Source organism: Microtetraspora sp. AC03309 (assembly GCF_020826795.1).
GTDB classification, from domain to species: domain Bacteria; phylum Actinomycetota; class Actinomycetes; order Streptosporangiales; family Streptosporangiaceae; genus Microtetraspora; species Microtetraspora glauca.
The window spans coordinates 125,381-149,465 of the sequence record NZ_JADDIL010000009.1 but is presented as its reverse complement, the minus strand read 5'-3'; the positions used below and the strand labels follow the sequence as shown (position 1 = coordinate 149,465).

The 24,085-nt window shown below is 70.9% G+C and carries 27 protein-coding genes; 14 read left to right on the top strand and 13 right to left on the bottom strand.

The genetic code is table 11. The features are described 5' to 3' along the window. Positions 1-64 precede the first annotated feature (64 nt). Positions 65-655: a helix-turn-helix transcriptional regulator gene (locus tag IMZ11_RS07460; protein ID WP_061258481.1), complete on the top strand. Its 591-nt coding sequence runs from the start codon at positions 65-67 to the stop codon at positions 653-655. Positions 656-678: 23 nt separating this feature from the next. Here IMZ11_RS07460 and IMZ11_RS07455 read toward each other — a convergent pair whose 3' ends face one another. Genes IMZ11_RS07455 through IMZ11_RS07445 form a run of 3 tightly spaced genes read right to left on the bottom strand, consistent with a single transcriptional unit; the run spans position 679 to position 4,374 of the window. Next, entirely contained in the window at positions 679-2,208 is a 1,530-nt protein-coding gene (locus IMZ11_RS07455) for an AMP-binding protein (RefSeq protein ID WP_228638914.1), read from the bottom strand. A 1-nt stretch (position 2,209) separates the two neighbouring features. Then, positions 2,210-3,190, bottom strand: coding sequence for an acyl-CoA dehydrogenase family protein (locus tag IMZ11_RS07450; RefSeq protein WP_228638912.1), 981 nt, complete (start codon positions 3,188-3,190; stop codon positions 2,210-2,212). After that, the gene (locus IMZ11_RS07445) at positions 3,187-4,374 is read right to left on the bottom strand and encodes an acyl-CoA dehydrogenase family protein (RefSeq protein ID WP_228638910.1); all 1,188 of its coding nucleotides are present in this window, start codon (positions 4,372-4,374) and stop codon (positions 3,187-3,189) included. The genes IMZ11_RS07450 and IMZ11_RS07445 overlap by 4 nt, the downstream gene beginning before the upstream one ends. Before the next feature lie 176 nt (positions 4,375-4,550). On the opposite strand from IMZ11_RS07445, the gene IMZ11_RS07440 reads away from it, so the two are divergent. Further along, the gene (locus tag IMZ11_RS07440; protein ID WP_228638908.1) at positions 4,551-5,240 is read left to right on the top strand and encodes a TenA family protein; all 690 of its coding nucleotides are present in this window, start codon (positions 4,551-4,553) and stop codon (positions 5,238-5,240) included. Positions 5,241-5,335: 95 nt separating this feature from the next. Here IMZ11_RS07440 and IMZ11_RS45895 read toward each other — a convergent pair whose 3' ends face one another. Further along, positions 5,336-5,719, bottom strand: a complete 384-nt coding sequence (locus IMZ11_RS45895; protein ID WP_305075852.1) for a hypothetical protein — start codon at positions 5,717-5,719, stop codon at positions 5,336-5,338. A gap of 154 nt (positions 5,720-5,873) precedes the next feature. On the opposite strand from IMZ11_RS45895, the gene IMZ11_RS07430 reads away from it, so the two are divergent. Both IMZ11_RS07430 and IMZ11_RS07425 read left to right on the top strand, forming a co-directional pair. Continuing rightward, positions 5,874-6,527: a response regulator transcription factor gene (locus IMZ11_RS07430; RefSeq protein ID WP_061258486.1), complete on the top strand. Its 654-nt coding sequence runs from the start codon at positions 5,874-5,876 to the stop codon at positions 6,525-6,527. Next, the gene (locus IMZ11_RS07425; RefSeq protein WP_228638906.1) at positions 6,524-7,678 is read left to right on the top strand and encodes a cell wall metabolism sensor histidine kinase WalK; all 1,155 of its coding nucleotides are present in this window, start codon (positions 6,524-6,526) and stop codon (positions 7,676-7,678) included. The genes IMZ11_RS07430 and IMZ11_RS07425 overlap by 4 nt, the downstream gene beginning before the upstream one ends. Positions 7,679-7,724: 46 nt before the next feature. Here the strand turns inward: IMZ11_RS07425 and IMZ11_RS07420 are convergent, their stop codons facing one another. The 3 genes from IMZ11_RS07420 to IMZ11_RS07410 form a co-directional block, all read right to left on the bottom strand. Then, a complete protein-coding gene (locus IMZ11_RS07420; protein WP_228638904.1) occupies positions 7,725-8,417 on the bottom strand; it encodes a formylglycine-generating enzyme family protein in 693 nt (230 codons plus the stop codon). A 188-nt stretch (positions 8,418-8,605) separates the two neighbouring features. Then, positions 8,606-8,869 (bottom strand): hypothetical protein, encoded by a 264-nt coding sequence (locus IMZ11_RS07415; RefSeq protein WP_228638902.1) that lies wholly within the window; start codon positions 8,867-8,869, stop codon positions 8,606-8,608. 285 nt (positions 8,870-9,154) lie between these two features. Next, positions 9,155-9,838, bottom strand: a complete 684-nt coding sequence (locus tag IMZ11_RS07410) for a TioE family transcriptional regulator (protein WP_228638899.1) — start codon at positions 9,836-9,838, stop codon at positions 9,155-9,157. A gap of 90 nt (positions 9,839-9,928) precedes the next feature. Between IMZ11_RS07410 and IMZ11_RS07405 the strand changes: the two genes are divergently transcribed. The 3 genes from IMZ11_RS07405 (at position 9,929) to IMZ11_RS07395 (ending at position 13,446) form a co-directional block, all read left to right on the top strand. Next, entirely contained in the window at positions 9,929-11,095 is a 1,167-nt protein-coding gene (locus tag IMZ11_RS07405; protein WP_228638897.1) for an erythromycin esterase family protein, read from the top strand. A gap of 180 nt (positions 11,096-11,275) precedes the next feature. Then, on the top strand, positions 11,276-12,688 hold the full coding sequence (locus IMZ11_RS07400) for an MFS transporter (protein ID WP_228638895.1): 1,413 nt from the start codon (positions 11,276-11,278) through the stop codon (positions 12,686-12,688). Between the two features lie 170 nt (positions 12,689-12,858). Further along, entirely contained in the window at positions 12,859-13,446 is a 588-nt protein-coding gene (locus tag IMZ11_RS07395; protein ID WP_228638893.1) for a TetR/AcrR family transcriptional regulator, read from the top strand. Positions 13,447-13,581: 135 nt separating this feature from the next. Here the strand turns inward: IMZ11_RS07395 and IMZ11_RS07390 are convergent, their stop codons facing one another. Beyond that, positions 13,582-14,490 carry an NAD(P)H-binding protein gene (locus tag IMZ11_RS07390; RefSeq protein WP_228638891.1) on the bottom strand — a complete coding sequence of 303 codons (909 nt, stop codon included), beginning with the start codon at positions 14,488-14,490 and terminating at the stop codon, positions 13,582-13,584. A gap of 212 nt (positions 14,491-14,702) precedes the next feature. Further along, positions 14,703-15,479 carry a GNAT family N-acetyltransferase gene (locus IMZ11_RS07385; RefSeq protein ID WP_228638889.1) on the bottom strand — a complete coding sequence of 259 codons (777 nt, stop codon included), beginning with the start codon at positions 15,477-15,479 and terminating at the stop codon, positions 14,703-14,705. 295 nt (positions 15,480-15,774) lie between these two features. Between IMZ11_RS07385 and IMZ11_RS07380 the strand changes: the two genes are divergently transcribed. Continuing rightward, positions 15,775-16,347 carry a hypothetical protein gene (locus tag IMZ11_RS07380; protein WP_228638887.1) on the top strand — a complete coding sequence of 191 codons (573 nt, stop codon included), beginning with the start codon at positions 15,775-15,777 and terminating at the stop codon, positions 16,345-16,347. A gap of 196 nt (positions 16,348-16,543) precedes the next feature. Here the strand turns inward: IMZ11_RS07380 and IMZ11_RS07375 are convergent, their stop codons facing one another. Then, positions 16,544-17,230, bottom strand: coding sequence for an MBL fold metallo-hydrolase (locus IMZ11_RS07375; protein ID WP_228638885.1), 687 nt, complete (start codon positions 17,228-17,230; stop codon positions 16,544-16,546). A 273-nt stretch (positions 17,231-17,503) separates the two neighbouring features. Here IMZ11_RS07375 and IMZ11_RS07370 point away from each other — a divergent pair, with 273 nt between their 5' ends. Together IMZ11_RS07370 and IMZ11_RS07365 are read left to right on the top strand one after the other, a co-directional pair. Beyond that, the gene (locus IMZ11_RS07370) at positions 17,504-18,133 is read left to right on the top strand and encodes a TetR/AcrR family transcriptional regulator (RefSeq protein WP_228638883.1); all 630 of its coding nucleotides are present in this window, start codon (positions 17,504-17,506) and stop codon (positions 18,131-18,133) included. Continuing rightward, entirely contained in the window at positions 18,130-18,504 is a 375-nt protein-coding gene (locus tag IMZ11_RS07365; RefSeq protein ID WP_228638881.1) for a VOC family protein, read from the top strand. Before IMZ11_RS07370 ends, IMZ11_RS07365 begins: the two co-directional genes overlap by 4 nt. Positions 18,505-18,697: 193 nt before the next feature. Here IMZ11_RS07365 and IMZ11_RS07360 read toward each other — a convergent pair whose 3' ends face one another. Continuing rightward, positions 18,698-19,264: a TetR/AcrR family transcriptional regulator gene (locus IMZ11_RS07360; RefSeq protein ID WP_228638879.1), complete on the bottom strand. Its 567-nt coding sequence runs from the start codon at positions 19,262-19,264 to the stop codon at positions 18,698-18,700. A 91-nt stretch (positions 19,265-19,355) separates the two neighbouring features. On the opposite strand from IMZ11_RS07360, the gene IMZ11_RS07355 reads away from it, so the two are divergent. From IMZ11_RS07355 to IMZ11_RS07345, 3 genes are all read left to right on the top strand, one after another. Continuing rightward, the gene (locus IMZ11_RS07355; protein ID WP_228638877.1) at positions 19,356-19,796 is read left to right on the top strand and encodes a nuclear transport factor 2 family protein; all 441 of its coding nucleotides are present in this window, start codon (positions 19,356-19,358) and stop codon (positions 19,794-19,796) included. A gap of 91 nt (positions 19,797-19,887) precedes the next feature. Further along, complete coding sequence (locus IMZ11_RS07350; RefSeq protein WP_228638875.1) at positions 19,888-20,907, top strand: hypothetical protein; 1,020 nt, start codon at positions 19,888-19,890, stop codon at positions 20,905-20,907. A gap of 124 nt (positions 20,908-21,031) precedes the next feature. Next, the gene (locus tag IMZ11_RS07345; protein WP_228638874.1) at positions 21,032-21,946 is read left to right on the top strand and encodes an SDR family oxidoreductase; all 915 of its coding nucleotides are present in this window, start codon (positions 21,032-21,034) and stop codon (positions 21,944-21,946) included. 39 nt (positions 21,947-21,985) lie between these two features. Here IMZ11_RS07345 and IMZ11_RS07340 read toward each other — a convergent pair whose 3' ends face one another. Beyond that, on the bottom strand, positions 21,986-22,465 hold the full coding sequence (locus tag IMZ11_RS07340) for a GNAT family N-acetyltransferase (protein WP_228638872.1): 480 nt from the start codon (positions 22,463-22,465) through the stop codon (positions 21,986-21,988). Positions 22,466-22,491: 26 nt separating this feature from the next. Between IMZ11_RS07340 and IMZ11_RS07335 the strand changes: the two genes are divergently transcribed. Further along, positions 22,492-23,082 (top strand): CGNR zinc finger domain-containing protein, encoded by a 591-nt coding sequence (locus IMZ11_RS07335; RefSeq protein ID WP_228638870.1) that lies wholly within the window; start codon positions 22,492-22,494, stop codon positions 23,080-23,082. A gap of 7 nt (positions 23,083-23,089) precedes the next feature. On the opposite strand, the gene IMZ11_RS07330 is transcribed toward IMZ11_RS07335, so the two are convergent. Next, positions 23,090-24,082 (bottom strand): YafY family protein, encoded by a 993-nt coding sequence (locus tag IMZ11_RS07330; protein ID WP_228638868.1) that lies wholly within the window; start codon positions 24,080-24,082, stop codon positions 23,090-23,092. Positions 24,083-24,085: the final 3 nt, after the last annotated feature.

Here is a 24,085-nt window from a genome sequence, read left to right as displayed (position 1 = left end):
GGGAGATGCTCCGCCCCGCCCCCATGATTTGACAAATCCTCTTGCCAACCCAGCAAATAGGAAGATGGCAGACAGTGACCTCGTGACCGTTTTGACCGCTGTGGGCCCGCGCCTGCGAGCGCTGCGCCGCGAACGCGGCGTCACCCTGGCCGAGCTGAGCGAGACGACCGGGATCTCCCTCAGCACCCTTTCGCGCCTGGAGTCCGGGCAGCGCAAGCCCACTCTGGAGCTGCTGCTGCCCCTGGCCCACGCCCACCACGTACCGCTGGACGAGTTGGTCGGCGCGCCGCCGACCGGCGACCCCCGCATCCACCCCCGCCCCTTCAGCCGGCACGGCATGACCTTCGTCCCGCTCACCCGCCATCTGGGCGGGCTGGCCGCCTACAAGCAGGTCGTGCCCGCCGGGCACGGGTGCGGAGGCGAGCTGGAGCAGCGAACGCACGAGGGCTACGAGTGGCTCTACGTCCTGTCCGGCCGGCTGCGGCTGCTCCTGGGCGAGCACGACCTCGTCCTCACCGCGGGGGAGGCAGCCGAGTTCGACACCCGCGTACCGCACGCGTTCGCCAACCCCGGGCCGGAGCCGGTCGAGTTCATCAGCCTGTTCGGGCCGCAGGGCGAGCGGATGCATGTGCGTGCCCGCCCCACCGGCAAGTGACCCGCGCACCCGCCGCGGGGAAACTACTCGACGTCGGAGCGGACGTTTCCTCTCGTGGCGAGGTACTCCTCCCTGACGCTGGAGCGCGACAGCTTCCCGGTCGGGGTGCGCGGCAGTTCGGCCCGGAACTCGATCACCCTGGGGTGCTTGAACCTGGCGATCCTGGGCTCGCAGTGCTTGAGCAGCTCCTCGGCGGTGACTCCGGCGCCCTCGACCACCTGGACCAGGGCCACCACGACATGGCCCCATTCCTCGTCCGGGACGCCGATCACGGCGACGTCGGCCACGGCGGGGTGCTCCAGCAGGGCGGCCTCGATCTCGGCCGGATAGACGTTGACCCCGCCGGAGACGATCAGGTCGGTACGGCGGTCGCAGAGGAACAGGAAGCCGTCCTCATCCAGATAGCCGATGTCGCCGGGGGTGTACCACTCGTCACGCATACTGGCGGCGGTCTTGGCCGGGTCCTTGCGGTACACGAAGCCGCCGAGCGAGGACGTGACGTAGATCAGACCGGGTTCGCCCGGCGGCAGCTCCGCGCCGTTCTCGGCGAGGATCCGCGCCCGGAAGCCGGGGGCGGGACGGCCGACGGTTCCGGGGCGGGCCAGCCAGTCGTGCGGTTTCACCGCGAAGGCGACCGTCGACTCAGTGGAGCCGTAGTACTCGTAGAGCACCGGCCCCCACCAGTCCATGATCGCCTGCTTGACGGCCACCGGGCAGGCGGCACCGGTGTGGATGACCTGCCGGAGCGAGGACAGGTCGTACCGCTCCCGCACCTCCGCCGGAAGCCGGAGCATCCGGTGGAACATCGTCGGCACCATCATCGCGTTGGTCACCCGGTACCTGTCGACCAGCGCCAGGATCTCGGCCGGGTCGAAGCGCGGCGCGATCACCACCGTATGGCCCAGGTGCAGCGCGAACTGCGTGTGCGCACACGGGGAGGAGTGGTACATCGGCGACGTCACCAGGTGGACGGCGGGCCCCGGCCGCAGGTCGCACACCTCGCCGAGGAACCAGACGGACACAGGGACGAGATCCTCCGGCCGAGCACCGGACAGCGGCCGCTGCACACCTTTGGGAAAGCCCGTGGTGCCGGAGGTGTACCACATGACGCTCCCGGCGGTGCGGTCGTCGGGCGGCGAAGAGGGCTGCCCTGCGGCGAGCTCCGCCAGGCCGACGTGGACCTCGGCCGCGCCGGCCGCCTGCCGTACGGTCTGCTCATGGGCCGGGGCGGTGATCACGATCGCGGCGTCGCAGTCGTCGAGGATGTAGCCGATCTCGCTCGCGGTGAGATGCCAGTTGATCGGGACGTGGTAGAGGCCGATCTGCCCGGTCGCCATCAGGATCACGACCGCGTCCAGGCTGTTGGGCACCACACCGGCGACCACGTCGCCCCGGGCCAGCCCGCGGGCCCGCAGGCCGTGCGAGACCCGGTTGACCATGGCGTGCAGGTCGCCGTAGCTCGTCACCGCACCGTCCGCGTCGATCACCGCGGGCCGGTCCGGGTCGGCCTCGGCGATCCGGTAGAAACCGGCGAGTTCGCTGTGGTCGGGCATGTCAGAGCTCCAGCAGGTCCGCGAGCCTGGTCCGGTGGACGCGGGTCGGCCCGAGCAGTACTTCGTCGGACTTCGCCCGCTTGTAGTACAGATGCGCGTCGTGCTCCCAGGTGAAACCGATACCGCCGTGCAGCAGCAGGCTGTCGCGGGCCGTCTCGAAGCAGGCCCGCCCGACGTACGCCTGGGCCAGCGCGGCCGCCGCGGGCAGTTCCCCGGCCGACTCGTCGGCGGCCCAGGCGGCGAACCGGACGATCGACTCGGCCTGCTCCAGCCGGCAGTGCATGTCGGCGAGCTTGTGTTTGACGCCCTGGTACGAGCCGATCGGCCGGCCGAAGGTCACGCGGATCTTGCTGTAGGCGACGATGGCGTCCAGTGTCGCGCGCAGCACGCCGAGCTGTTCGGCGGCCAGGGCCACCGCGAACAGATCGCGGGCGCGGGCGACCGCCGCCTCGGAGGCGCCGACCACCTCGCCGCTGTCCAGCGCGGCCCGCGCCTGCCTGCGGGTCGGATCCAGCGTGGTCAACGGAGTACGGTCGCCGCCGCGCACGGCGCGGACCTCGCCGCCGTCGATCACCAGGATGACGTCGGCCTCGGCCCCGTTGAGCACCCGATCCGCGTCCAGCGCGACCGTGGCGATCGTGGTCCCGGCCGTGACGCCGGGCAGCAGCTCCTTGTCCCCCAGCTCGGTGAGGAGGATCACGGCGAAGGTCGTGGCCAGGAACGGGCCGGGGAGCAGCGCGGCGCCGGTCTCCTCCAGGACGACGGCCAGTTCGGCGTGGCCCGCCCCCGCGCCGCCCCGGTCCTCCGGGACGACCAGCCCCGCCAGCCCGAGCTCGCCGGTGAGCCTGCGATACACCTCCGGGTCGTAGCCTTGCTCGGAGTCCATGTCCCGGCGGACCTTGGCGAGCGGCGAGGCCGTACCGAGGAAGGAGCGGACGGCGGCGCGCAGCTCCTGCTGCTCGGCGGTGAGAACGAGGTTCATGACTGGGTCCCCACCTTCAGGTCCTTGAACGGCACGGTCTTGTCCAGGCGGGGCTCGGGCGGCAGGCCGAGCACGCGGTCACCGATGATGTTGCGCATGATCTCGTTGGTGCCGCCGCCGAGGGACATGGCGGGAGCCAGCGCGATCGCCCCGGCGAGCCCGCCGCCACCGCTGCCCTCGTCGTAGGCGACCGCCTCCGGGCCGACCAGCGAGACCGCGAGGTCGGCGCTGAAGTTGGTGAGCTCCGCGAGCAGCAGCTTGGCCGCGCTCCCCCGGGCTCCGGGGAAGATCCCCGCCCTGGTCTCCTGCGCCAGCCGCTGGTTGAACAGGGCCAGCGCGCGGGAGCGGATGTGGAGCTCGACGAGCTGGTCGCGTACCAGTGGGTCGGAGGTGTCGACGACCTTCCGCAACGCGGCGAACGTGGCGGGGTTGTCCTTCTGCCCGCTCATGCCGACCTCGGCGGAGATGGACAGCCGCTCGTGCAGCAGGGTCGTGACCGCGCACTTCCAGCCACCGTTGACCTCCCCGACCAGGCTCTCGGCGGGGATGTGGACGTCGTCGAAGAAGATCTCGTTGAAGCGGGCGTGGCCGGTCATGTCCGTGAGCGGGCGGATCGTGACGCCGGGGGCGTGCATGTCCACGATGAACATCGTCAGGCCCTGGTGCTTGGGCACGTCCACGTCGGTGCGGGTAAGCAGCAGGCCGAAGTCGGCGTGCTGCGCGACCGACGTCCACACCTTCTGCCCGTTGACGATCCAGCCGTCGCCGGCGGGTACGGCCCGGGTCTGCAGCGCGGCGACGTCGCTGCCCGCACCGGGCTCGGAGAACAACTGGCACCAGATCTCCTCGCCCCGCAGCAGTGGGCGGATGTACCTGGTCCGCTGGGCGTCGGTTCCCAGGTCCACCAGGGTGGGCCCGCACATGCCCAGGCCGATCGAGAAGACGTAGGTCGGCAGCGTGAAGTCCCTGGCCTCCGCGGCGAAGGCGCGCTCCTCCGCCTGGGTGAGCCCCTGGCCGCCCCACTGCTTCGGCCAGGTGATGCCGGAGTAGCCCGCGTCGTGCAGCTCCGCCATGAAGGCCCGCGCGGCGGCCAGGCCGTCCGTGCCGGGATCGGCCTCGGCCCGCGCTCCCGCGTTCTCCTCCAGCCAGGTTCTGGCTCGCCGCCGGTACTCCCCTTGCTCCATACGTGCGTCCCTTTCGCTGCGTTTTCACCCACTTAAACACGCAGCAGATCTTTGTTCTAGAAGGAACGTCACATGCTTTGGCGATGAATCGTCGGCGAGAGAGGGGCAGGGGGAACGGACGGGCGAGTTCCGCGCCTTGAGACCATGCAGGAGCGAGCACGAGTCGGAGGAGCCCTGTGATTCCCTTCGCCCAGTGGCGTACGACAGCGAGCGATCCCGTCTTCAGCGAATGGCTGCGCTCGTCCAGCGAGCCCGACTGGACCGCGGTGGTGACGCACCCCTTCGCCGCCGCCATCATCCGCGGCGAGGCCGACATGCGCCACTACCTGGTGCAGGACTTCCAGTTCGTCGACGCCTTCACCGCGCTACTCGGCGCCGCCGTGGCCTGCGCCGACTCGTTCGAGGCTCGGGTTCCCATCGGCCGCTTCCTCGGCCTTACCGTGACCGACACCGAGCGGGGCTACTTCCACCGCGCCCTGGCGGCGCTGGGTGCGGACCTGGTCCCGGAGACGCTGGAGCCCGTGACGGTGGACTTCCGCGCCCTCATGGACGAGGCGCGCGCCGGCCGGCGGTACGCGCTGATCATCGCGGTGCTGTGCGTGGCCGAGTGGACGTATCTCGGCTGGGCGAGCCGCGCACGCGATCCACTCCCGGAGAACTTCGTCCACCGCGAGTGGATCGGCCTGCACGACGGCCCCGGCTTCCGCGCCTGGGTGGACTTCCTCCGCGGTGAGCTGGACCGCCTCGGACCCCATCTCCCCGACGCGGAGCAGTCACGGGTACTCGACGTCTTCCAGCGCGCGACCCACCTGGAACGGCGCTTCTTCGACATGGCCGCCGAAGCGTCGGCCCTTCCCGGCGAATAGCGACTCACGGCACGCGTCCGCCCGTCCCGTTCGTGATCACCTCCCGCTCGTGGACGGACGCGGGAACACGCCGGGGACGACCGAGACCCCCCTGATCAGGACGGTAGCGACGGAGCGATCGGGGCGACGGGCGTATCCGGGGCGATCGGAGCGACGGGCGTATCCGGGGCGACGGGGGCGGTGGGCGCTTCCGGGGCGACGGGCGCCTTCGGCAGATGGGCGGGAGTGGGAAGCAGCGACTCGCACGCCTTCACCGCCGCCCCGTACGTGTCGGAGAAGACGTCGACGCGCTCCCCTTTGATGTCGAGGTTGATCAGCCCGTCGGTCGAAACCGCGACCTCGGGAAAGCCGGGCAGCCCGTGCGAACGCATGCAGGCGGTGAACGCCTCGCCGTCCCCGGCGGACGCCAGGGCCGGGGCGGCCGGCCCCGCCACGCCCGCGGCCAGGACCGCCGCGGCGAGAACCGTTCTCCTGATCATCGAGCCGTACATAATGGTTCCTCCGTTTCCATCGATGTCTGCCGACATCTGTCGGCGTCTGCCGATGGAGCCAGAAAAGCCGAAGGCCGGTTACGGGTCGGGAACGGCGACGGTTACCCCGCTGTAACCGGCACCGGCGCATCCTGGGGGGATCATGAGGGTGCTGATGGTCGAAGACCACGAGGAACTCGCCCAGACCGTGGCCGCGGGGCTGCGCCGCGAGGGCATGGCCGTCGACGTGGTGCTGGACGGCCACGCCGCGCTCGACCGCACCTCGGCCAACCACTACGACGTCGTCGTCCTCGACCGGGACCTGCCGGGACTGCACGGCGACGAGGTGTGCAGGTCACTGATCGGTTCGGGCCATCCGGCGCGGGTGCTGATGCTCACCGCCGCCGGCACGATCGAGGACAGGGTGACCGGTTTGGGCGTCGGCGCGGACGACTACCTTCCCAAGCCGTTCGCCTTCGCCGAGTTGGTCGCCCGGATCCGGGCCCTGGCCAGGCGGTCACGCCCGGCTCTTCCGCCGGTGCTGGTCCACGGCGATCTGCGTCTCGACCCGGCCACCCGGATCGCGACCCGCGACGGGCAGCGACTGCCGCTGAGCCCCAAGGAGTTCGCCGTGCTGGAGCTGCTGCTGGCCGCCGGGGGCGCCGTCGTCTCCGCCGAACAGCTCCTGGAGCGGGCGTGGGACGAGTTCGCCGACCCGTTCACGCAGACCGTCAAGGTGACGATCAGCCGGTTGCGCCGCAAGCTCGGCGACCCGCCGCTGATCGAGACGGTCCCACAGGCCGGATACCGAATATGAGACGGACGGTGCGGCTGCGCCTGACCCTGCTCTACAGCGGCCTGTTCCTGATGGCCGGAGTGCTGCTGGTCGTGCTCATCTACGTCCTGGTCGAGCACTCGCCCTTCCCCGGGCCGCCGACCGCTCCCACGCCGCCTGGTGGGATGCGGCTGCCGGTCCCGGTGCCCCAGGTGGAGGAACAGCAGGCCGAGAACCTGCGCCGGCTCCTGGTCAACTCCCTGATCGCGCTGGCGGTCATGGCGTTCGCGTCGATGCTGCTGGGATGGCTCATGGCCGGGCGCGTGCTGCGGCCGCTGGGCGAGATGACGGCCACCGTCCGGCGCATCACGGCCGACCGCCTCGACCGGCGGCTGGCCGCGTCCGGGCCGGACGACGAGCTCAAAGAACTGGCCGACACGTTCGACGAGCTGCTGAACCGGCTGGAGGCCGCGTTCACCGCGCAGCGGCGGTTCGTCGCCAACGCCTCCCACGAGCTGCGCACTCCCCTGACGCTGCAACAGGCCATGGTCGAGGTCGCACTCGCCGACGTGGAGGCCGACGCCGAGTCACTGCGGGTCGTGATGGAACGGCTGCTGGCCGCCGGCAAGCACCAGGAGCGGCTGATCGAGGCCCTCCTCACCCTGGCCCGCGGCCAGCAGGGACTGGATCACCGGCAGCCCTTCGATCTGGCCGTGATCACCCGCCAGGCCATCGGCCGCCAAGGGGACCCGGGCGTCCGCGTCCGGTCCGCGCTTCACCCGGCACCCGCGTCCGGCGACCCCGCTCTGATCGAACGCCTGGTCGCGAATTTGCTGGACAACGCCGTACGGCACAACGTGCCCGACGGCTGGATCACGGTGGCGACCGCCGTACAGGCCGGCCGTCCGACCTTGAGGATCTCCAACAGCGGCCCGGTGATCCCGCCCGACCGGGTCGACACGCTCCTGCAGCCCTTCCAGCGCATGGAAACCGGCAGGAGGGCGACCGGCGACGGCCTGGGGTTGGGCCTGTCGATCGTCACCGCCATCGTCGACGCCCATCGCGGCGTGCTGGAGGCCCACCCCCTCCCGGAAGGCGGGCTCGAGGTGACCGTCGTCCTGGAGCGTCCGGAGATCCCGCGCGCCGAGCGCCCGGACCCGCCTACGGGACAAGCCCGTCCGGTCAGCCCCTGAGGGAGCGGCCGCGCGCCGGGCCACATCGACAGGAGCGTCCCCTCGCTCACAGCGACCGGGCGAGGCGGAACCCGAGGTCGTCGATGCGGAAGGTCGGGTGACTCTTGCGGCGGCAGGATGCCCGGCATCCTCGCGGGCGATCGGACCAGCTTCCGCCGCGGAACACGCGGTACGGCCCGTAGACGCCGGGATCGTAGACGTCCCAGCACCACTCCCACACGTTGCCGATCATGTCGTGGAGGCCCCACGCGTTCGGCGCCCTGGTCGCGACATCGTGCACCTCGCCGCCGGAGTTGTCGCGGTACCAGGCGATCTCGTCCAGGTCTCCGTAGCGGACGTCGGAGGTCCCGGCCCGGCACGCGTACTCCCACTCCGCCTCGGACGGGAGGCGATAGCCGTCGGCCTCCCAGTCGCAGACCACGTCCTGCCCGTCAGGGTCGTCGCCCATCGCGTAGCAGGGGGTGAGCCCGGTCGCCTGCGAGAGCAGGTTGCAGAACCGGACGGCCTCCATCCAGGAGACCTCGGTCACCGGAGTCCGCGGCCCCGCCGGGCTCGCGGGCGCCTCGCCTCGAACGGCGCCGTACAGCTCGCGGGTCACGGGATGGGTTGCCAGGTGGAAGGCTCCGATCTCGACCTTCCAACTCGTCCGCGTGCCCTCGTCCCGCAGGACGATCTCCCCGGCGGGAATCCCGATCATGCGCTCGACGGTCGCGTGGCGCGGCGCTGGTTCAAGGCTCATCGTGGGTCGAATCCTACGCGATCACGACTTTCTTCCCATCCATGCCGAACCATACTCGACGAGTTCCCTGGCGGCTTTCGGATCGGCTGTAGATCCAGAATCACGGTTCCGAGGCTCGTCGACCGCCGCGGACAACGGGGAAGGCGCCCGCCGCGGCGGGCGCCTTCCGTACGCCGTCGAGCCGTCGCTCAGCGGTTGGTCCACAGGTGCCACAGCCAGTCACCCTCGGAGCAGGTGTAGTGGTCCCAGTGGCCCCGGTCGATTCCGCCCTGGCCCGCTGTCACACAGTTGGAGTGGCTCGCGTACCAGTCGCGGTACACGTCGTCGCCGGCAGGCACCCGGCTGGTCCCACCGACGGTCGAGGTGGCGGCGTGGGCGGGGGCCGAGAGGACCACCGGAGCGGCGAGCAGGGCGGCCGTCACGATCCCGGCCTTGAGCACTGTTCTGATCATGGAGAGTCTCTCCGTGGGGAGTAATACGATCATCATGATACGTTACCTTTCCATTACTCTCCGCATCAAGACGGCGTTCGTTCGCCTCCTTGAAGACGCCGCACGAGGGCGAGGCCCTCAGTGGCTTTCGGCACCATGTTCGACGACGCCACTGCGCGACATGCTCAGGCACAACGTGCTGCTTTTGATCGAATGCCGAACCCTTGATCAGGCGAAATGCCCCGGCACTCAAGCATGGTGTGCTTCCGCGGCCATGCCGTTTCCTGCGGTGGACGTGACCCGGCCTCAGGGTTCGCGGGTGCTGAGGTACGCGTCCAGGTCGGCGGCGCCCTTGAGCATGGCGCGGCCCCGGGCGGACAGGCGGGCCTGCCAGTCGCGCAGGGCCGACTCCAGCGGGGCGACGCCTCCCGCGGAGCGGACCTGAGCGATCAGTGGGGCGATCTGCTCCAGCAGGTAGCCGCCCCGCCTGAGCTGGTGGGCCAGCCGAGCGTCGCGCACGTCGGCCGCGCTGTAGATCCGGTAGCCCGTCCGCGGATCGCGGCGCGGCCGGACCAGCCCGGCGTTCTCCCATTTGCGCAGAGTGGCAGGGCGGATGCCGAGCCTCCTGGCCAGGGGGCCGATGAACGTGTCGCCGCGCTCCTGCGGGACCGGCGCCAGATCGCGGAGCGCGGCTTCGACGGCTTGAAGGGTGCGGCGGTCGTCGAGGAGCTGGCCGTGACTCTCGTCGATGAGCCGCAGCGCGTCCTCGGTGGCACCCCGGTTGGCCGCCCGCATGATCGACGTGGCCGTCTGGTGACCGTGCCCGGGCACAAGGGCGAGGAACGCGCGCAGGGCTCGCGCGTGCAGCGGCGTATAGGTGCGATAGCCGTGGACGGTGCGTTCAGCGGGGGGCAGGATGCCGGCGTCCTCGTAGTTCCTGATCGCCTGGGTGGACATGCCGTGCTCACGCGCCAGGTCCACTGGCCTCATGGATGCATCACCGATTGAAGGTCCATCGCAATGAAAGTGCGGATTTCCTGGAAAAGTTTACACCGAGTGTTCAACGATACCGTTGAAGGAATGGACATCAAGGACACGGCCCGGCTACTCGATGGCGCGGGCGTCTCGGCGTTCCTCCGGTCGCTTCCCGCCACGCCCCTGCTGCTCGGCCTGGGCGAGGCCAGGCACTTCGTGGGGGAACTGGGTGAGCTGCGCAACGAGATCTTCCGGCATCTGGTCGAGCACGAGGGCTACCGGTCGTTCGCCATCGAGAGCGACTGCCTCATGGGACTCGTGGTGGACGACCACATCAGGACGGGCGCGGGCACGCTCGACGACGTCATGGGACGCGGCTTCAGCCACGGCTTCGGCACCTCACCGGCCAACCGCGACCTCGTACGCTGGATGCGGGCGTACAACGAGGAGCATGACGAAAAGCTCCGGTTCTTCGGGTTCGACGGCCCTCTGGAGTATTGGGCGGCGAGCCCGCGCCAGGCGCTCACCGCCCTCTACGCCCTCCTCGACGGCCCGTTCCCCCGCACTGTAGTAACGAGGGAAACCCTCGACACGCTGCTGGGCCCGGACGACCGGTGGGAGAACGAGGCCGCGGCCATGGATCCGTCCCAGTCGATCGGCCAGTCCGCCGACGCCCAGCGGCTGCGGGTGATCGCCGACGACCTGGTGGCGCTGCTCGACACGCAGGCGCCGCGGCTGAGCGCGGAGGACAGGGAGCGGGCGGCACTGTACGGGCGCACCGCCGTCGGTCTGCTCCGCTACCACCACTGGATGGCCGACGCGTCCCCGGCACGGTGGACCCGGCTGTCGGCCCTGCGGGACGCGATGATGGCCGCCAATCTGCGTGCCGTCGCCGAGCACGGCCCGGCCCTGGTCTTCGCCTCCAACCTCCACCTGCAGCGGAACAAGAGCTTCATGCCGTTCGGCGACCAGGTGCTGGAGTGGTGGAGCGCGGGGGCGATCACCGGAACGCGCCTGGGCGCCCGGTACGCCTTCCTGGCCTCGGCCCTCGGCAGGATCGGCGACAACACCCCGCCCCCGGACACCGTCGAGGGCATCCTGTCCGCGCTCCCGTGGGACCACTCTCTCATCGACGCCCGCCGCCTGGCCGAGGCCGTCACGAAGCCCGCCCCGCGCGTCTCCCACGACTTCGCCTATTTCCCGCTGGACGCGGCCCAGCTCGACATGATCGACGGCGTCGTCTTCCTCACGCAGGTCGCCAGGCCGGATTGACAGGCCCGCGCGTGCCAGGCCGGGCCGACACGCACGAGCGGCGCCGGGCGCGGCCCCCTGCCATCGGCCAGGGGGCCGCGCCCGCGAATCAGAGGTGATGGTCACCGGCTCCCGGCGACTTGGATACCCTGCGGGGCTATGGTATTAACTCGTACACCAGTGTTCGAGTTATGAGGTGTCATGATCCACAGCTCCCCCACCGTCCATCACGCGCCGCCGGACCCGCGCCGATGGCGGGCGCTGACGCTGATCAGCGTCGCCCAGTTCATGCTGATCCTCGACGTCACCGTGGTGAACGTCGCCCTGCCCGACATCGGAGCCGACCTCGGCCTCGACCGGGCCACCCTCACCTGGGTCGTCACCGCGTACACGCTGTTCTTCGGCGGCCTCATGCTGCTCGGCGGGCGGCTGGCGGACCTGTTCGGCGCGCGCCGCCTGATGCTCACCGGTCTCGCGATCTTCGTCCTCGCCTCGCTGACCTCCGGCCTCGCGGGCACCGCCGCCCTGCTGGTCGGCGGCCGGATCGGCCAGGGCATCGGAGCGGCACTGCTGTCCCCCGCCGCGCTGGCCACCGTCACCACCACCTTCCACGGCCCGGAGCGCAACTGGGCGCTCGGAGTGTGGGCCGCCATCGGCGGCGCGGGATCGGCCGTCGGCGTGCTCCTCGGCGGCGCGCTGACCGCCGGACCCGGCTGGCGCTGGATCTTCTTCATCAACGTCCCGGTCGGCCTGGCCGTACTCGTGGCGCTGCCCCTCGTCGTCCGAGCCGGTACGGCACAACCCACGCGGCAGCGCGTCGACCTGCCGGGGGCGCTGCTCGTCACCGCCGCCACCGGATCCCTGATCTACGGCCTGGTCAACGCCGGGGACGAAGGCTGGGGTGACCTGGTCACGGTGGCGACGACGGCCGCCGCGGCGATCCTCTACATCCTCTTCGCCGTAGTCGAACGAGCGGTGCGCGCCCCGCTCATGCGCGTCCGGCTTCTCGCGCAGCGGCCGGTCCTGGCGGGCGCGTTCCTGATGCTGGTCGCCACCGGGCTGCTGATCGGCCTGTTCTTCCTCGGCTCGTTCTATCTGCAGCGCCATCAGGGGTACAGCGCCCTGGTCACCGGCCTGTTGTTCCTGCCGGTGGCGGTCGGCACCGGCCTGGGCGCGCACCTGGGCGGCCGGCTGGTGGGGCGCCTCGGCGGCCGTGTCCCCGCGGCGACCGGCCTGGCCCTGGCCGCGATCGGCACCGGGCTGGTCGCCGTACTCGCCATCACCCCCGTCGTCCTGGTGACGGGCCTGGTCGTCGCCTCGGTCGGACTCGGAGCGGTGTTCGTGTCGGCCACCACCACCGCGCTCTCGCTGGTCGCCCGGCACGAGTCGGGGCTCGCCTCCGGTGTCGTCAACACCTTCCACGAGCTCGGCGGGGCGATCGGTGTCGCGGTGGCCTCCAGCCTCGCCGCGCCCAGTCTGATCGGCGGTACCGTCACCGGATTCACGAACGGGTTCACGGCCTGGGCGGTCACCGCGGTGATCTCAGCGGTCGTCGCCCTCGGCCTGTTGCCCTCAGGGAAGCTGCCCGCACTCGACGGACCACACGTCCACTGACAGGGCCGCGCAGCGCCCCCGCGTACTGCGATCTCACTCCGCGGGGCGGACCGTATACGGTTCCGGGCAGGGCGTGTCGTCGCCCTGCCGAATCCGTATCGACGCCCGAACCCGGATCGACGCTCGACCCCAGATCGACGCTCGACCCCGATCGACCAGGAGCCAGGTCAATGACGCCTCCACGCCAGCGGCCGGCCCGGCGCGCCGACGCCGAGCGCAACATCGCGGCGATCGTCGCGGCCGGACTCGACCTGCTGGTCAAGGACCCGGACGCGAGCACCGCCGACATCGCCAAGGCCGCCGGCGTCGGCCGGGTCACCCTGTACGGGCACTTCCCCACACGAGAAGCCCTCCTCGAGGCCGTGCTCGACCACGCGGTCACCCTGGCGAACATCGCCCTCGACGACTCCGCCTACGACGAGCTCCCCGCGCCTGAGGCGATCAGCCGGCTCATCGTGTCCAGCTGGGAGCTCCTCGACAGGAATCGTCGCCTGCTGGCCGCCGCCGACCGCGTCCTGCCCACGGAGCGCATCCGTCACTACCACGACGAGGCGCTCGCCCGCGTCGAGCGGCTCATCCTCCGCGGCCAGGACGACGGAGTCTTCCGTACGGATCTGCCGCCGACCTGGCTGGTCGCGCACTTCTACGCCACCCTGCACAGCGCGGCGCAGGAGGTGGACGCGGGCCGGCTCGACCAGAACGACGCGGCCCGGGTGCTGAACACGACCCTTCGCGCCGTCTTCATGGCCGGTCAGTAGACGCACGTCTCCGGCGGTCCTCTCACTCCGCCGAAAACCAGCCCCTCATGCGGAGATGGTCACCCAGATCGGGATGAGCGTCTCGACCGGCGCCAGGACGTTCCACTGACGAGACCGCCGGCGCCGGCGGCGGCTTCAGCTCTGGAACAGCGCGGGGTTGGCCACGACGAAATCCCGCACACTGGACGCCCGCCTTCCAGTGACCTCCTCGACGTCACGCGTCGCGCGGTCGTAGCGACCTTCCGAGTGGAGGCACGCCATGACGGCGAGGTGCTCGAACACGTGGTCGGGCAGCCCGAGCGCGCTCAGTTCCCGGTCGACCCACTGCCGATAGGGCACATCGACGTACGTGACGGGCCGGCCCAGCGCTTCGGAGAACTCCGCCGCCATGCCGGTCATGTCCTGAGATCGCGGCCCGGTCAGTTCGTAGACCTTCCCGATGTGCGGGAAGGGGTCCGCGAGGACGGTCGCGACCACTTCGGCGACGTCACGGGCCGCGACGGGCGAGGTACGGCCGGAGCCGAACGGCAGCCGGATCGTGCCGTCCTTCGCGATCGAGGAAACGGCGAAGGCCATGAAAAGCGGGTTCTCCATGAACACGGTCGGCCGTACGTGCACGACCGGCAGGCCGGACCATTCGAGGACCTGTTCGGCGAGCCAGTGCAGCCGCTGCTGCGTCGATTCCGCCGTGCTCGTGAGGCTCATCTGGGAGACCGTCATCTGCGAGATGTTGACGAGTACCTCCACGTCCCCCTGCTCGCGAGCGGCGGCCGCCGCGGTGACCGTCGCGTCGACGTACGCGGCGGACACGCTCATGCCGAAGTACACGCGACGACAGCCGGCCATCGCGCGGACGACATCCGCACCGCGCGTGAGATCGCCGGCCACGACCTCGGCTCCCGTCGCGCGCAGCGCCTGGGCCAGGTCGTTCTCGTGATGGACGAGCGCACGAACAGGGAGGTCGCGCTGCCGCAGAATCTCGACCACGGTTCGGCCGACCGCTCCGACGCGCCCCGCGGCGCCGGTTACGAGAATGGGTCGCATATCGGGCATCGTCATCTCCTCGCCGGAATCAACGATCCGCTACCCACGCCGCGCCGCTCGGATCCTCGTCGCCAGGCCGGCGACGCGTCGCCCGATAGGCGCCCGGTAGGCGCCCGGTAGGCGCTCGGACCGAGGTGCCGGCACGCGACCCTCCGTGCCCCGTGAACCGCCCGTCGCCCAGACGCGAAAAAGGCGCCGGAGATGGCCGAGCTCTAGGGCTGGTACACGTACGGAGTGGTGGTGCTCAGCGGCTCGAAGCCGAGCCGGCGCAGGATGGGGCGGCTCTGGTTGGAGGCGTCGACCTGCAGATAGCGGTAGCCGCGCTCGGCCGCGACGCGGGCACGGAAGGCGACGAGCGCCCGATAGACACCCCGCCCGCGCCAGGCCGGTACGGTTCCCCCGCCCCAGAGACTGGCGAAGCGCGTGCCCGAGTGCATCTCCACCCGTGCCGCGCTCACCGGCACGTCACCGGCCATGGCGACGACGGCTGCGACCGAGCCGGGCTCCTCGGCCATCTGCGCGAGGAACCTCCGCATGATCTGGGGGCGAGCCGTACCGAAAGCCCGCTCGTGAACGTCCGTCATGAGCTCCACCCCGGCGGCGTCGGTGACCGGCAGCAACCGGATCCCCTCCGGAAGTTCGACGGCGGTGGGCAGGTCGCGGATCTCTGCGACCATCACCGTCTCTTCCGGCTCGGGCACGAAACCGGCCGCTCGCAGCCGCCCGGAGAGGTCGTCCGGCCGGTCGTGGGCGTACAGCTTCCACTCGAACTCGCGCCCGATCAAGGTGAAGTACCGCACCTGCGCCGTGATCGCCGCGTCCGCGGTGGACCGGTCGAGGTCCGACCAGACGACGCCGTTCCAGGCGTCGTCCGGGCCGACCTGCCGCACCACGCCGTCGGCCCACTCGACCCGCGCGCCGGGGCCGTCGGCCCGCATGTCCTGCCTCATCTGGCGGTCGAAGGCCGCCAGCACCGTGTCGCGATCCATCCGCCCACCCCAGCACCAGTCCTGCGGATGTGACAACCGGATTTCGCCGCCGGCCCCGGCCCAAGCCGGGCAGGTCGATCACCACGCCTCGCAGGGCGAGGGTGGAGTTCGGCCCGTCGCCCGCCCCGGTAGCGCGGCCCGGGTGCGTCCTCCTCCAGGCGCTGATGGGCGGCGGGTCGACGGGGACGTACGCGGATGCGCACTCGCCGACGGGCAGCATTCGTCAGGAAATCCCTAGACAAATCAAGATCATCTGCAAGTCGGCGTCGATAGCGTCGCCGCCATGATGCAAAAAATGATGACCTTGCTCGTCGCGGCGGGCGTCGCCTCGCTGACCGTTCAGGTACCGGCGTCGGCGGCGTCCTCCGGGACCACGATGCTGCGGCTGCGCGGCGGGCTGACCCTGGAGATCCCGAGTTCCTGGCAGGTGTACGGCAGCGCGGACCAGGTCCGGGTGGTGACGGGTTCCTGCGCGCGGCCGAAGGGAAAGTACTTCGAGCCTCGGTGCGACAGCTTCTGGGTGATCGGGCCGAAGGCACTCAAGACCGGAGGCGAGGGCTTCCAGCGATATGACCCCGACCAGGGCCCGTACTATCCGGCGAGCGACGTGGCGCCGTGCGCGACGAATCCCGCGTACGGCCAGGTCCTGGGCAAGGCGATCACCGCGGCGTACCGGAACGTCGGCGTGATGCACAAGGCGCACTACCGCGTGTACCCGGGCCGGTGTGTACGGTACGACAACGGCCTGCAGAAGACGACGTTCAAGCAGCGTGAATGGTATCTGCCGAAGGAGAAGATCCTGATCGTCGATCAGTGGGCCACGCCGGGACTGGCGACGATCGTGCAGAACGCGCTCTGGGACTACTGACCCCCGTCGAACGACCGCAGTCGGAGAACACCCTCGCCGGGCCGGACGCCATGAACGGCACGGGCGCCACCGGACGACACAGGGCGCCACCGGACGACACGGGACGCCTCCGGACGGCCATGACGCCGCTCCCCCGCGCTCCTCGCCCTCGGCGTCCTCGCGCCGTCTCATCTCGACAAGGCGGCGGGTTCCGGTCTCAGCGCGGAAGGTGGGGGTTGCGCCACGGGGTGTCGTGGCTGTCGACGTACCACTCGAACCCCTCGTCGACCAGCGTGCCGAGCTGCGCGAGGTCCGGCTCGTCGCCGGGTACGCGCAGGTGGTACGGCGGCGGGTAGAAGCAGTCACCGAGCAGCATCACCGAGGAGTCGGGGACCGCCACGACGATCGAGTCGGGCGCGTGGTGACCGCCGACGTGCCGCACCTCGATCCCGCCGGGCAGGCTGAGGCGGTCGGTGAAGGTCGTGTGGGCCGGGACGAGGCGGAAGCCCTCCCATGAGTCCATGGCCCTGGCCCTGGCGCCGAAGCTGGGTTCGAGCCGCGGATTCTCGGCGATCTGCTCGCGCAGGTAGGCGTGGCTCCACGGCCGCCGGGCCTCCGCCTCCATCAACGCGCGTCCGGTCTCGTGGCCGACGACCTCCACGCCGTCCCAGGCGCAGGCCCCCCAGGTGTGGTCCCAGTGATGGTGGGTGTAGACGAGCCGCCGGGCGGGCGGGAGCCCGGCCCGGATCATCGCGGCCTGAACACGCCGCGCCAGGTCCGGGCTGTGTCCGGCGTCGACCACGACGCTGCCCGCGTCATCGGCGATGACGGCGACGCTGCCCTGGACGCTGGCCGGGTCCGGGTCGGCGGGATAGAGCCATACACGTCCAGAAATATGGATCAATGTGCCTCCTTCTCCTGGGGAGTCTGCCGCACTACCCGCCACCGGTGCGTACACCGTCGCGAACCAGGCGCGCCGCGCGCTTCGCCGAGGCCCTGGCCGCCGACCGATCACGCGGGTCGGCGCCCAGAAGGGGTCGGGCGCATGACCTCGTGGCGACCCGCCTCCCTACGGGGGCCGTGTGCGGGATCCGGAACGTCACCGGGCTCCACCGGGACGGACGGCGGTCGAATACCCCTTTGACGGAGTGAGTACTCACTCCGTACGCTTTCATGCATGACGGAAAAGCCAGACACGCCTCCCCGGCGACGCGCGCCGGGCATGACCTCCGAACAACGCAGAGCGATGATCGTGGCGGCGGCGCTGCCGCTGGTCGCCGAAAACGGCGCCGCGGTCACCACGAGCCAGATCGCCCGGGCCGCCGGCATCGGCGAGGCCACCATCTTCCGGGCGTTCAAGGACAAGGACGACGTGCTGGACGCGTGCGTGGCCGAGGCGGTGAACCCCGACCACGTCCTGCGCGAGCTGGCCTCGATCCCCCTCGACCAGCCGTTGTCCGCACGGCTGATCGAGGCCGCCGAGGCACTGCGCGCCCACCTTGCGCGCATCGGCGCGGTGATCGGGAGCCTGCACGCCTCCGGCCACGGCCGCGGCCGCTCACCCGGTGACCGGCCGCCTCCGGGCAGCCGCGAGGCGTCGATGAGAGTGCTCGGCGACGCCGTGGCCGAGCTGATCGAACCCGATCGCGACGCGCTTCGCCTGGAGCCGGGGAAGGTCGCTTCGATCTTCCTCGGGATGCCCTTCACCCGGCTCCACCCCACTTCCGGCGGTGCGGAGGCGACCGTGGAGGACTTCGTCGGCGTTCTCCTCCACGGTGCACTCAATGACCCGGGGAGCGTGACGTGACCATCACCCTGAACCACACCATCGTCCCCGCGGTCGACAACCGCCAGGCGGCCCGGTTCTTCGCGTCGATCATGGGTCTGGAGGAACTGCCGCCCGCCGGTCGCAACGGACACTTCGCCCCCGTACGGGTGAACGAGACGCTGACCCTCGACTTCATGACCGTGGAGAATCCCGAAGGGCACCATCTGGCGTTCGACGTGGACCCGGCGACCTTCGACCAGATCCTGGCCCGCATCCGCGCGGCCGGCGTGCCGTACGGCAACGATCCGGCCCACCCGGACAACGGGCGGATCGATCATCCGCTGTGCCCGCGCGGCCTGTTCTTCGTCGACTCGGCACGGAACCTGTACGAGGTGATGTCGCCGGTGTGACGCCGCCGGCGGCAGTCGCGACGGACATGCGGTCCCACGTCGTCCGGACGGAAGACGCGGGTCGCGGCGCATGTGTGGTCGTTACGACCGGAGGTGCGTTCGCGGTCCGGGAGGAGCCGGTCCGCCTGGTCAGGCGTCGGCGCGGGGCGCTCGGGCGCTCCGACAGAGCGGCCCGAAGGCGCCGCACGGCCGATCAGCGCCGGAGACCGTCGAAGACGATCCCCAGGATGCGGGCCTGGATCTCCGGGGTGGCGCGTTCGGCCGCGCGCGAGGTGCCGACCATGAGCACGATCAGTTCGGGAACGCCGATGTCCGCGCGGACGGCCCCCGCTCGCTGGGCGCGGTCGAGCAGCGCGCCGAGCGCCCGGGGCAGCTCCTGCCGCCCCTCGGCGAGGACGTCGTCCACGTCGACACCGGCGGCCGTCAGCGCCTCGGTGTAGGCGTTCTTCGTGGCCGAGACGTCCACGATCCGGGTGAGGAAGGAGAAGAACGCCTCGGCCGGGTCCTCGGCCGCGCACAGGGCGTCGGCCTCGTCGGCGAAGCGCCGCATGAGCCCGGCGAACACCGCCTCGATCAGCGCCCCCTTCGTCGGGAAGTGCCGGAACACGGTGGCGATGCCGACGCCGGCTCGCCGGGCCACGTCCTCGGTCGACGCGGACGTCCCGTTCTCGGCGAACACGGCCTCGGCGGCCTCCAGGACGCGAGCCCGGTTCCGCGCGGCGTCCGCGCGCATCGGCCGGCCCGCCGGGGAGGCGCTCATCGAGGCACCCCATGGACAAACGGAGTCATCACTTCGTATCCTCTAATCGGAGTCACGACTCCGATTGTATCGGCGATCAGAGGAGACAGTCATGAGCACGACCACGGCCGGGCCCCGCGAGATCTTCGAGCGCTATCTCCGCGCGGGGCTGACCGAAGACCGCGACGCGCAGGCCGCCCTCTTCAGCGACGACGCCGTCATCGAGTTCCCGTTCGCCCCGCCGGGGACCCCCAGCCGCTTCCAGGGACGGGAAGAGATCAGGGCCATGCTCACCTCGCTCGGCCGGGGGACGGCGCAGGCGGGCATGCGCCTCGACCAGGACAAGAGCGTCATGACCGTGCACGAGACCGCGGACCCCGAGGTGATCATCGCCGAGATCGAGGTGCACGTGGACGTGGAGACGACCGGTGACGTGCTCAAAGTGCCGTACGTCCAGGTGTGGCGCGTCCGTGACGGCCGGGTCGTGCTGTTCCGGGACTACTGGGCCACCACCACGGGTGACTTCGTCCGGATCGCACTCGGCGACGCCTGAGCTCCCGGACTCCGCTCCCGGCATCGCCGGAGCGCCCTACGCCGGCGGTGGACGGACAGCCACCGCGTACGAACGAAAGGGGCAAGGGACGATGACGCGCGTCGCGCAGGCCAGGGAGATCGCACGGCGATGGGTGACCGAGGAGGGGGTGGGCGTCCCCGGATTCGCCGGCGCGTTCCTCACCGGCTCCACGCTCTGGGCGCACGGTGACGAGGAACTGGAGCCGAGTTCCGACGTGGACGTGATGGTGGTGCTCGACACCGCCGAGGCACCGGCGAAGCTCGGCAAGTTCGTCCACCGCGGCGTGCTGCTGGAGGTCTCCTTCATGCCCGCGGCATCGCTCGGCACGCCGGAGGCCGTGCTGGGGGACTACCACCTGGCGGGCGGTTTCCACGTGCCGAGCGTGCTGGCCGACCCCACCGGGCGGCTGACCGAGATCCAGCGGGCGGTGTCCGTCGACTTCGCTCGGCGGCGCTGGGTGCTGGCGCGCTGCGCGCACGCGGCGGACGCCGTACGCACGATGATCAACGGCATGGACACGGCGGCGTCGTTCCCCGACCAGGTCATGCCGTGGCTGTTCGGCACCGGGGTGACGACGCACGTCCTGCTCGTCGCCGGACTGCGGAACCCGACCATCCGGCGACGGTATGCGGCCGTCCGGGAACTCCTCGCCGAACGCGACCGGCTGGAGTGCCACGAAAGCCTCCTGGAACTGCTGGGATGCGCCGAGATGGGCCGGAGCCGCGTGGAGCACCACCTCGCCGTGCTGGAGAAGGCGTTCGACGCGGCGGCGGCGGTCCAGGCGGAGTCGTACCGCTTCGCGTCGGACGTCAGCGATGCGGGCCGCGCGATCTCGATCGGCGGAACCCGGGAGCTCATCGGACGCGGGCTCCATCGCGAGGCGGTCTTCTGGCTGGTCGCGACGTACTCGCGGTGCCTGGCGAAGCTGTCCGTCGCCGGTTCCGCCACCCGGCCGTACGAGGACGGCCTGCGCGCGCTGCTCGCGGACCTCGGCGCGGAGACGTTCGACGATCGGCGGCGCCGCGGTGAGCGCGTGCTGGCCACCCTGCCCGAGCTCTGGCGAACCGCCGAGGCCATCGCACCCTCGTGATCGCGTAGCTCCGTGGAAAACACGACATGAGGTGTCGGGTATCGGCGACATCATCGTGGAGCCGGTGACCGCGGACACCGGCTCCACGATGAGAACACTGACGAGCACGCATGTGAGGACGCATATGTCAGCAGCACTTGACGGCAGGGTCGCCCTGGTGGCGGGGGCCACACGCGGGGCCGGCCGAGGGATCGCGGTCGAGCTCGGAGCGGCCGGGGCCACCGTCTACGTGACCGGCCGCAGCACCCGCGAGCGCCGCTCGGAGTACGACCGGCCGGAGACCATCGAGGACACCGCCGACCTGGTCACCGCCGCCGGAGGCCGGGGCATCGCGGTCCCGACCGATCATCTGGTCCCGGACCAGGTACGGGCCCTGGTCGAGCGCATCGACGCCGAGCAGGGCCGGCTGGACGTCCTGGTCAACGACATCTGGGGCGGCGAGCTGCTGTTCGAGTGGAACTCCACGGTGTGGGAGCACGACCTCGACAAGGGGCTGCGGCTGCTCCGGCTCGCGGTGGACACGCACGCGATCACCAGCCATCACGCGCTGCCGCTGCTGCTGCGTCACCGTGGCGGGCTGGTGGTGGAGATGACCGACGGCACCGCCGAGTACAACCGCGACACCTACCGCGTCTCGTTCTTCTATGACGTCGCCAAGGCCGCCGTGCTCCGCATGGCCTTCGCGCTCGGCCACGAGCTGGACCCGCGCGGCGCGACCGCCGTGGCGCTGACGCCGGGGTGGCTGCGCTCGGAGATCATGCTTGACACCTTCGGCGTCACCGAGGAGACCTGGCGGGACGCGTTGCCGAGCCAACCGCACTTCTGCATCTCCGAGACGCCGTCGTTCGTCGGGCGTGCCGTCGTCGCGCTGGCCGCCGACCCTGACGTCTCCCGCTGGAACGGGCGGTCGCTGTCCAGCGGGCAGCTCGCCGGTGTCTACGGCTTCACCGACCTCGACGGCAGTCGGCCGGACGCCTGGCGTTACATCGTCGATGTTCAGGACGCGGGGAAGCCCGCCGACGCGACCGGCTACCGCTGACCGACCCGATCCCGGAACCTCGGTGGTCGCCCGGTGCCGTCACGGGCGCCAGCACAGCGCGGGGTCGGGGTGGTCGAAGAAGCCGAGTTCCCGGTAGAGCGGTTCGCCCTCGCGAGAGGCGTACAGGTCCACTCGGACGGCTTCACGTTCCCGGAACCAGTCGAGAAGGCCCCGCATGATCGCGCGGCTGTGGCCACGCCGTCGAAACGCCGGATCGGTGACCACGCCGATCACGTGCCCGATCCGGCCGTTCCGTGAGTGCGGGCCGGGAAACCACTGCTCGATGGTGCCGATTCCACAGGCGGCGAGGCCGTTGTCGCCGTCGACGACCAGGATCCGCGCGTCGTCCGACGTCAGTTTGTCCTTCAGAACCGTGGCGAGGGCGTTCCGCCAGTCGTCGCCCGCTGATGAGGGGTTGAAGAAGTCGCCGCCGAGGGTCTCGAACAACAACGCCCGCAGGCGTACGAGCTCCGCGACGTCGTCCTCCGACGCCTGCCGTACATCGGTGTGGTGTGTCATGCGGATTAGACTGCTGTAATGGTCTTATGCGCTTCAACCCTTACGGCGAGGATGTCGTGAACCTGACCGCGGCCCTGGCCAACCGGCGTCCGGCGACCGTCGAGGAACTCGCGGACCGTTGCCGCGCCGCCGGGCTCGTGCTGGAAAGTCCGGTCACGCCGCAGGACCTGGACCGTACCCACGCCGTACTGGAGGCGTGGGAGAAGGTCGTCGACGCCGCCGACGAGCACGAGCGCGCCGAGTTGGTCAATCGCATGCTGGCCGAGTCCGCCGCCTACCCGCGGCTGACCGACCACGCGGGCAGCGGCTGGCATCTGCACTACCGCGACGACCGGCAGCCGCTCGGCTCCGTGTTGTTCGCACTCATCTCCGTGGGCACCGCGCTGCACCTGGCGGGGCGGGGCATGCACCGGCTCCGGCGGTGTGCCGTGACCGGGTGTAGCACGATCTTCGCCGACACCTCCCGCACCGGGCGGCAGCGCTATTGCTCCCAGCGGTGCGCCAACCGCGACGCGGTACGCCGCCATCGCGCGAGCCGCGCCGTCGGTCGTCCCATGCGTCCTGACGCTTCGGCGAACCGACAGAACCCTGTCAGCGGTGTCGACTCGGGGTCGTGAGCACCGTTCATCTGCCGGCAGAACGCCTGTCGGACACTTGCTGACACTGGTAGAGAGCGGCCGCGCGCCGGGCCGCCCGCGCCATCCGCTCCCGCAGTTCCGGCGGGTCGAGGACCTCGGCCTCCGGTCCCAGCCGCAGCATCTGGTCGTAGGCGACCTCCTGGGACTCCACCGGCAGCCGCACCGTGACCCGGCCCTCCTCGTCCGGCTCGCCCGCCGTGTCGAGGGCCTCCGCCGCCGCCGTGGCCTCCAGCGTCCGGGGCAGGCGTGCCACGCCTCGGGCGCTCAGCCGTACGGTGACGTGCTCACGGAGCAGCGACCGGGCGAACTCGGCGGATTTCGCCTCCCAGAAGGCCGCGAGATCGAAGTCCGCGTCCCTCGTGAAGCGCTCCTCCCCCGGCTCGGCCGCCTCGAACCGGTCCACCCGGTAGGCGCGGAACCGCCGGTCGTCCGCGCGGGCGACGAGGTACCAGTGCCCGGCCTTGAGGACGAGCCCGTACGGTTCCACCGTGCGCTCGCGGGCCGCGCCGTCGCGCGCGTACCGGGCCCGCAATACGCGGTCCTCCCACACCGCGCGCGCCACGGCGCCGAGGAGCGCGGGCGGGCGCGCGGTGCGGAACCAGGCGGGCGCGTCCAGGTGGAACCGCTGCGTGACCGTCCCCGGGCCGTCGCCCAGGATCGCGGCCACCTTCAGCCGCGCGGCGAGCGCCTGACCGGCCAGCCCCATCTCGTGCAGCGGGCCGGGCAACCCGGCCAGGAGCAGCACCTCGGCCTCGGCCCGCTCCAGCCCGGTCAGCCGGGTACGGTACCCGTCCACGAGCCGGTAGCCTCCGGCCCGTCCCCGTTCCGCGTACACCGGTACGCCGGCTTCGGCCAGTGCGGCGACGTCACGCTGGACGGTCCGCTCGGACACCTCCAGCTCCACCGCCAGTTCGGCGGCCGTCATCGCCCGCCGTGCCTGCAACAACAGCAGCAGGGACAGGACCCGTGCGGCCCGCACCGC